The 5,868-nt window shown below is 47.5% G+C and carries 6 protein-coding genes; 4 read left to right on the top strand and 2 right to left on the bottom strand.

The window, feature by feature from the left end; all coding sequences use genetic code 11:
* Positions 1–87: 87 nt before the first annotated feature.
* A complete protein-coding gene (gene gcvH / locus ACQY6F_RS17940) occupies positions 88–468 on the bottom strand; it encodes a glycine cleavage system protein GcvH (protein ID WP_428776401.1) in 381 nt (126 codons plus the stop codon).
* A 44-nt stretch (positions 469–512) separates the two neighbouring features.
* Positions 513–1,808 (bottom strand): serine hydroxymethyltransferase, encoded by a 1,296-nt coding sequence (locus ACQY6F_RS17935; protein WP_428776399.1) that lies wholly within the window; start codon positions 1,806–1,808, stop codon positions 513–515.
* A 372-nt stretch (positions 1,809–2,180) separates the two neighbouring features.
* On the opposite strand from ACQY6F_RS17935, the gene ACQY6F_RS17930 reads away from it, so the two are divergent.
* The 4 genes from ACQY6F_RS17930 to ACQY6F_RS17915 form a co-directional block, all read left to right on the top strand.
* Positions 2,181–2,804, top strand: a complete 624-nt coding sequence (locus ACQY6F_RS17930; RefSeq protein ID WP_428776397.1) for a helix-turn-helix domain-containing protein — start codon at positions 2,181–2,183, stop codon at positions 2,802–2,804.
* Between the two features lie 299 nt (positions 2,805–3,103).
* Positions 3,104–4,237 (top strand): glycine cleavage system aminomethyltransferase GcvT, encoded by a 1,134-nt coding sequence (gene gcvT / locus ACQY6F_RS17925; protein WP_428776395.1) that lies wholly within the window; start codon positions 3,104–3,106, stop codon positions 4,235–4,237.
* Between the two features lie 157 nt (positions 4,238–4,394).
* Positions 4,395–5,420, top strand: a complete 1,026-nt coding sequence (locus tag ACQY6F_RS17920) for a S1 family peptidase (protein WP_428776394.1) — start codon at positions 4,395–4,397, stop codon at positions 5,418–5,420.
* A gap of 165 nt (positions 5,421–5,585) precedes the next feature.
* Positions 5,586–5,868, top strand: a 283-nt coding sequence (locus tag ACQY6F_RS17915) for a trypsin-like serine protease (RefSeq protein WP_428776392.1), incomplete at its 3' end; no start/stop codon positions are given.

Here is a 5,868-nt window from a genome sequence, read left to right as displayed (position 1 = left end):
CTTCCTTTCAAAGGTTCCATATCTCAGTATGAATACGAACCTTCAAAAAAGCTGCCCGAGTTGGGGCAGCCTTTATCAATCAGATGCTTACTCTTCTTCGATAGAATTTAAGTAGTCTTCTGCAGATTTCAGATTGTCCAGCTCGCTGGCGTCAGACATTTTCACTTTAACAATCCAGCCACCTTCATAAGGTTCTTCGTTGATCAGCTCTGGGCTATCTTCCAGCTCTTCATTGATTTCAACGATTTCACCAGATACCGGTGCGTAGATGTCAGACGCTGCTTTTACAGACTCAACCAGTGAAAAGCTGTCGCCTGCTTCAATTTCGTCTTCTACTGCAGGTAGGTCTACGAATACAACGTCACCTAACATTTCTTGTGCGTGCTCAGAAATGCCGATAGTCACTGTGCCGTCACCATTGTCGCGTACCCACTCGTGGCTATCTGCAAACTTCAGTGTGTTGTCCATTGCTTAATCTCCAAAAAATAACTTTTAGTCAGGATTTAAAATTGTTACTGGTAAAGTGGGAAGCGATTACACAGCGCTTTGACTTCTTTGCGTACACGCTGTTCAACTTCTGGATTACCTTCCGGATTTTCCACCAGACCGTCGAGTACATCACCGATCCAGTGGCCGATTTGACGGAATTCTTCTGTGCCAAAGCCTCGGCTGGTACCCGCTGGTGTTCCTAAACGGATACCAGAAGTAATCATAGGTTTTTCTGAATCGAATGGGATGCCATTTTTGTTACATGTGATCCCAGCACGCTCCAGAGCTTCTTCAACTTTGTTGCCCTTCAGACCTTTAGGACGAAGGTCAACCAGCATCAGGTGTGTATCAGTACCGCCAGTAACGATATCGCAGCCGCGAGTTTGCAATACTTCCGCAAGAACTTTTGCGTTACTGATCACCGAATCAATATAAGTGCCGAATTTAGGACCCAGCGCTTCGCCGAACGCGACCGCTTTAGCGGCAATTACGTGCATTAGCGGGCCGCCTTGCAGGCCAGGGAATACCGCTGAGTTAATCTTCTTGATGATCTCTTCATGGTTAGTGAGGATCATGCCACCGCGCGGGCCACGCAGCGTTTTGTGCGTAGTGGTAGTAACTACGTGTGCGTGTGGTAGCGGGCTTGGGTGCGCGCCGGTAGCAATCAGACCGGCGATGTGGGCCATATCCACCATCAAGTAAGCACCTACTTCGTCTGCGATAGCACGGAACTTAGCGAAATCAATCACACGTGGAATCGCACTACCGCCGGCAATAATCATTTTAGGCTTGTGCTCCAGCGCCAGAGCGCGAACATCATCGTAGTTGATTTCCAGTGTTTCGCGATCCACACCATACTGAACGGCGTTAAACCATTTACCGGAAAGTGCAGGGCGTGCGCCGTGAGTCAGGTGACCACCGGCATCCAGAGACATACCTAAAATGGTGTCGCCTGGTTGCAGCAGCGCCAGTTTCACTGCGCCATTGGCTTGAGCGCCAGAGTGAGGTTGAACGTTTGCGTATTCGCAATTAAAAAGTTTTTTGGCGCGCTCGATAGCGATCGCCTCAACGGTATCAACGTGCTCACAACCGCCATAGTAACGACGGCCAGGGTAGCCCTCTGCGTATTTATTGGTCAGGCAGGTGCCTTGTGCTTGCATCACTGCTTTAGAAACGATGTTCTCTGAAGCAATCAATTCAATCTGGTCATTCTGACGAGCATTTTCCGCTTCAATACCAGCGAATACGGCGTCGTCTGTTGCAGCAAGGTTAGTGGAGAAAAAATTCTCTAGGCTGTGGTTCTGGTAAGATTTGTTCATGGTAGATGACCTTCCAAATTTTCGGCAAGCTGGCGTTATAGTTGTTGCTTGCCTGGCCTTTTGTTTAACACAGTTCAATGTGGTGGAGCGCACGCTGAACGGCTGATTGTGTCCCTGTAGTGTGAGCGTCAATCGCGGGCTGGTTTGTTAATATTGGACTTTGCCAGTGCCCGCTAATGCGTCTCTTCATCTAACAAGCCGATAACATACCGCCTGTGTAACCAACAATCAAATAAAAATTTCCTATAGGAAACAGAGTTTCCAATTTTGTTAGACAGAGCACGCTTTATTACTTGAGTAGACTTTAATCATTGCGGTTCTTCATGCCACAATGAAAAATGACTATAGGAAAAGAGATCGCAGAGGGATGGCATGTCTGAAGATATCTATGATGAATACCCATCATTGACCCTGGCCCGAGAGGCCGGTGAGCCGAATATCGAGCCATTAAAATTGGGTCAGAGAATAAAGGATATTCGCGTTAAATTGGGGCTGACACTGGAAGAGGCCAGTCAGCGCACCGGGCTTGCTCGTTCTACCTTAAGTAAGATAGAGAATGAGCAGATCTCACCAACGTTCCAGGCGATGCAGAAACTGGCGTTGGGCTTGCAGATCGATATGCCACAACTATTTGAACCGCCTAGAAAAAAGGTGGCGGCAGGCCGGCGTGATATCACCCTGGCCGGAGAGGGCAAACCTCACCCGACACCTACCTATGAACACGAACTGCTGGCAACCCAACTTTCTAATAAGAAAATGATGCCGTTTAAGAGCCAGGTACGTGCGCGGACGTTTGAAGAGTACAGCGACTGGGTACGTCACGATGGTGAAGAATTTCTGCTGATTTTGTCCGGCGAAGTGATGTTCTATTCTGAGTTTTACGAACCGGTCAAACTGGCCACTGGGGATAGCGTTTACTACGACGCCAACATGGGTCATATGCTGATCTCACTGAGTGAGAATGATGCTCAAATTTTGTGGGTGACCGCTAAATAACCACAACCGGAGACGAGCGAGGCGTCTTCGGTAAAAATTTCCTATAGTGAAAGCAATCGATTGCTGATTACCGAACGCCGCCATGAATTGGCGGTTTTTTAGGCAAAAAATACCAAATTTGGCCTGGAGGGAATGTAGATTTCCTGTTAACGGTCACATTTTGATATGTTTTGAAGTTGTTAATGGTGAAAAATGCGTGGTTCTTTGTTTATTATTGGAAACATGCTTGTTGCATTAGAAACTAAGACAAGACTGGTAGCGGAATGCCCTGCGCTGAGTCTGGCTTAACGGAGAAGAAAATGACTCAAGAAAACCTGAATCAAGAGCTGTTAAACACCCCACTGCATGCGCTACATATTGAAGCGGGTGCCAAAATGGTTCCTTTCGCTGGTTACGATATGCCAGTTCAATACGCGCTGGGCGTGAAAAAAGAACACTTGCACACTCGCGATGCTGCGGGTCTGTTTGATGTGTCTCACATGGGCCAACTTCGCCTGCACGGTGAAGGTGCTGCAGCGTTTCTGGAAACTCTGGTACCGGTAGACATCATCGACCTGGCCGCTGGCAAACAGCGTTATGCGTTTTTCACCAATGAACAGGGCGGCATCATGGATGACCTGATGGTGGCAAACCTGAGTGATCACCTGTTTGTGGTAGTCAACGCAGCATGTAAAGCACAGGATATCGCGCACCTGGAAGCACATCTGCCTGCTGATGTGTCTCTGGAAATCATTGAAGACCGCGCTCTATTGGCTCTGCAAGGCCCGAAAGCAGCCGAAGTTCTGGCTCGCTTCCAGCCAGCTGTTGCTGAGATGCTGTTTATGGATGTGCAGAAGCTGGACATCGACGGTGTTGAATGCATCGTTAGCCGCAGTGGTTACACCGGCGAAGATGGTTATGAGATCTCTGTTCCGGCTGACCACGCAGAAGCGCTGGCGCGTAAACTGACTGCCGAAGCTGAAGTTGAGTGGATTGGCCTGGGTGCACGTGACTCGCTGCGCCTTGAGTGTGGTCTGTGCCTGTATGGTCACGATCTGGACCAAACCACAACGCCAGTTGAAGCCAGCCTGCTATGGGGCATTCAGAAAGTACGCCGCGCTGAAGGTGAGCGTGCTGGCGGTTTCCCTGGTGCAGATATCATTCTGGATCAAATCGAAACCAAAGATGTGTCTCGCAAACGTGTTGGCCTGGTAGGTCAAACCAAAGCGCCGGTACGTGAAGGTACAGAGCTGTTTGACACCGATGGCGGTAAAATCGGCGTAGTAACCAGTGGTACAGCAGGCCCAACTGCCGGTAAGCCGGTTTCTATGGCTTATGTCCGCGCTGACCTGGCGGCTATTGGCACTGAAGTGTTTGCCGAAGTACGTGGAAAAATGCTGCCGATGACGGTTGAGAAAATGCCGTTTGTGCCGCAACGTTACTACCGTGGCTAATGACTTTAAGACATTACATTTACTGTAATGAGATATAAGTCGTATTTATAAACCTCCCTGCATATTGGGAGGTTTTTTGTTTTCTGGAATGGCTTACAATCGGGTTTTGTTTATTTTTCATAAAAGTAGTAAGTCTATGAGATGGATAACGGTTGTTTTGGCAAGCCTATTAATGCCCGCCTATTCCCAAGCCAGTAATGTAGAAGTCAGTGCTTACATCGTGAATGGTAACCCGGTCGACATAAACAATTATCCGTCGTTTGCCAGTCTGTTTTTACGCAATGGTGATCTGTACAGTACCACCGCGTTTTGTGGTGCTACCATGATCAACTCTGAATATGCATTAACCGCAGCACACTGTTTACACGATAGCTCTCAGCCGGATACGGTGGGAATGCTGTATATGGTGGTTGCGCCACAGTTATCTGACGAACAGAACTTCATTGGTAGCCAGCAAGCGCGTGCCAGTGAATTTTATTATCCGGATAACTATGTGCACTCCGCGGGTGCGCTTTATGCCAATGATATTGCCATCATTAAACTGGAACAGCCTATCGGTGCGCAAAATTTTCAGTATGTATTAAATTTCGAAACCAACAATAACTACCCAAGTGACGGCGAATATAAAGCGGTAGGACACGGGCTGATTTCATCTGAATACGCAGATACGTATGAGGACAATAATAGCCAGTTATTGGAAACGGACTTGACTATAGTAGGTCAAGCTGCGTGCCAAACTGTCTTTGGCTCTAATGTCACCGATAAACAAATCTGTTTTGATGGTGCTGAAGGGCCTGAATACAAAAATGCCACTTGCTTTGGAGATTCGGGTGGACCGGTCTATTGGTACGAAGGCGGACAATACAAGCAGATAGGGATTACCAGTTTCGGACCGGGTATATGTGGTAATCCGAACTTAGGTGTCACTTCGGTCTTTACCGAAATAGCTGACTATCAAGATTGGATTATGAACGTGATCAATGGCATGGAAGTGCCAAAACATAAAGTGCTGACACAAAATGGTACCCGGGTACTCTGGAGTGACAGTGACCCAAGCACTGATACCGACACAGGTTCTGATAACTCTAATAATGTACAACCGCAATCATCCGGTGGTGGTAGCCTGGGTATAATTGGCGGTTTAATGCTGCTGATATTGGCACGCTGGCGACGCGTTCACTGATCAACGCCGTCATTTTTGCTGCTGTTATTTGTCGCTGATTTAAGAGTTGGTTTAACAAATGAAACGCTCGATGTTTTTCATCGAGCGTTTGTTTTATTGGCACCGACAAAATGGGGCATTCCGTTATACTGATAAAAATATCAAACAAATTTCAGGTCGGGTATTATGAGAATAATGATATGGCCTTTAGCCCTTCTGGTTATGGCGACTAGTATCACCCACGCGGACAGCACTCCTGTTAGCTCCTATATCGTTAACGGTACTCCAGTTACTAACATTGCCAATTACCCCTCATTTGCCAGCCTGTTTATCAAAACTAACACGATATATAGCAATGGATCATATTGTGGCGGCACCATGCTCACACCTGAATATGTCCTTACTGCCGCACACTGTATCTACGAAGATTTGTTTGGTGATGACCCGAATTTGCCTGACTCCCGGCTTT

It is taken from the genome of Vibrio sp. (assembly GCF_050299255.1).
Taxonomy (GTDB): Bacteria; Pseudomonadota; Gammaproteobacteria; order Enterobacterales; family Vibrionaceae; genus Vibrio.
This window is presented reverse-complemented; position numbering and strand designations above follow the sequence as displayed.

Excerpts from the sequence above, each read along its gene's own strand:
- gcvH (WP_428776401.1), bottom strand. The coding sequence starts at position 468 with ATGGACAACACACTGAAGTTTGCAGATAGCCACGAGTGGGTACGCGAC.
- ACQY6F_RS17935 (WP_428776399.1), bottom strand. The coding sequence starts at position 1,808 with ATGAACAAATCTTACCAGAACCACAGCCTAGAGAATTTTTTCTCCACT.
- ACQY6F_RS17930 (WP_428776397.1), top strand. The coding sequence starts at position 2,181 with ATGTCTGAAGATATCTATGATGAATACCCATCATTGACCCTGGCCCGA.
- gcvT (WP_428776395.1), top strand. The coding sequence starts at position 3,104 with ATGACTCAAGAAAACCTGAATCAAGAGCTGTTAAACACCCCACTGCAT.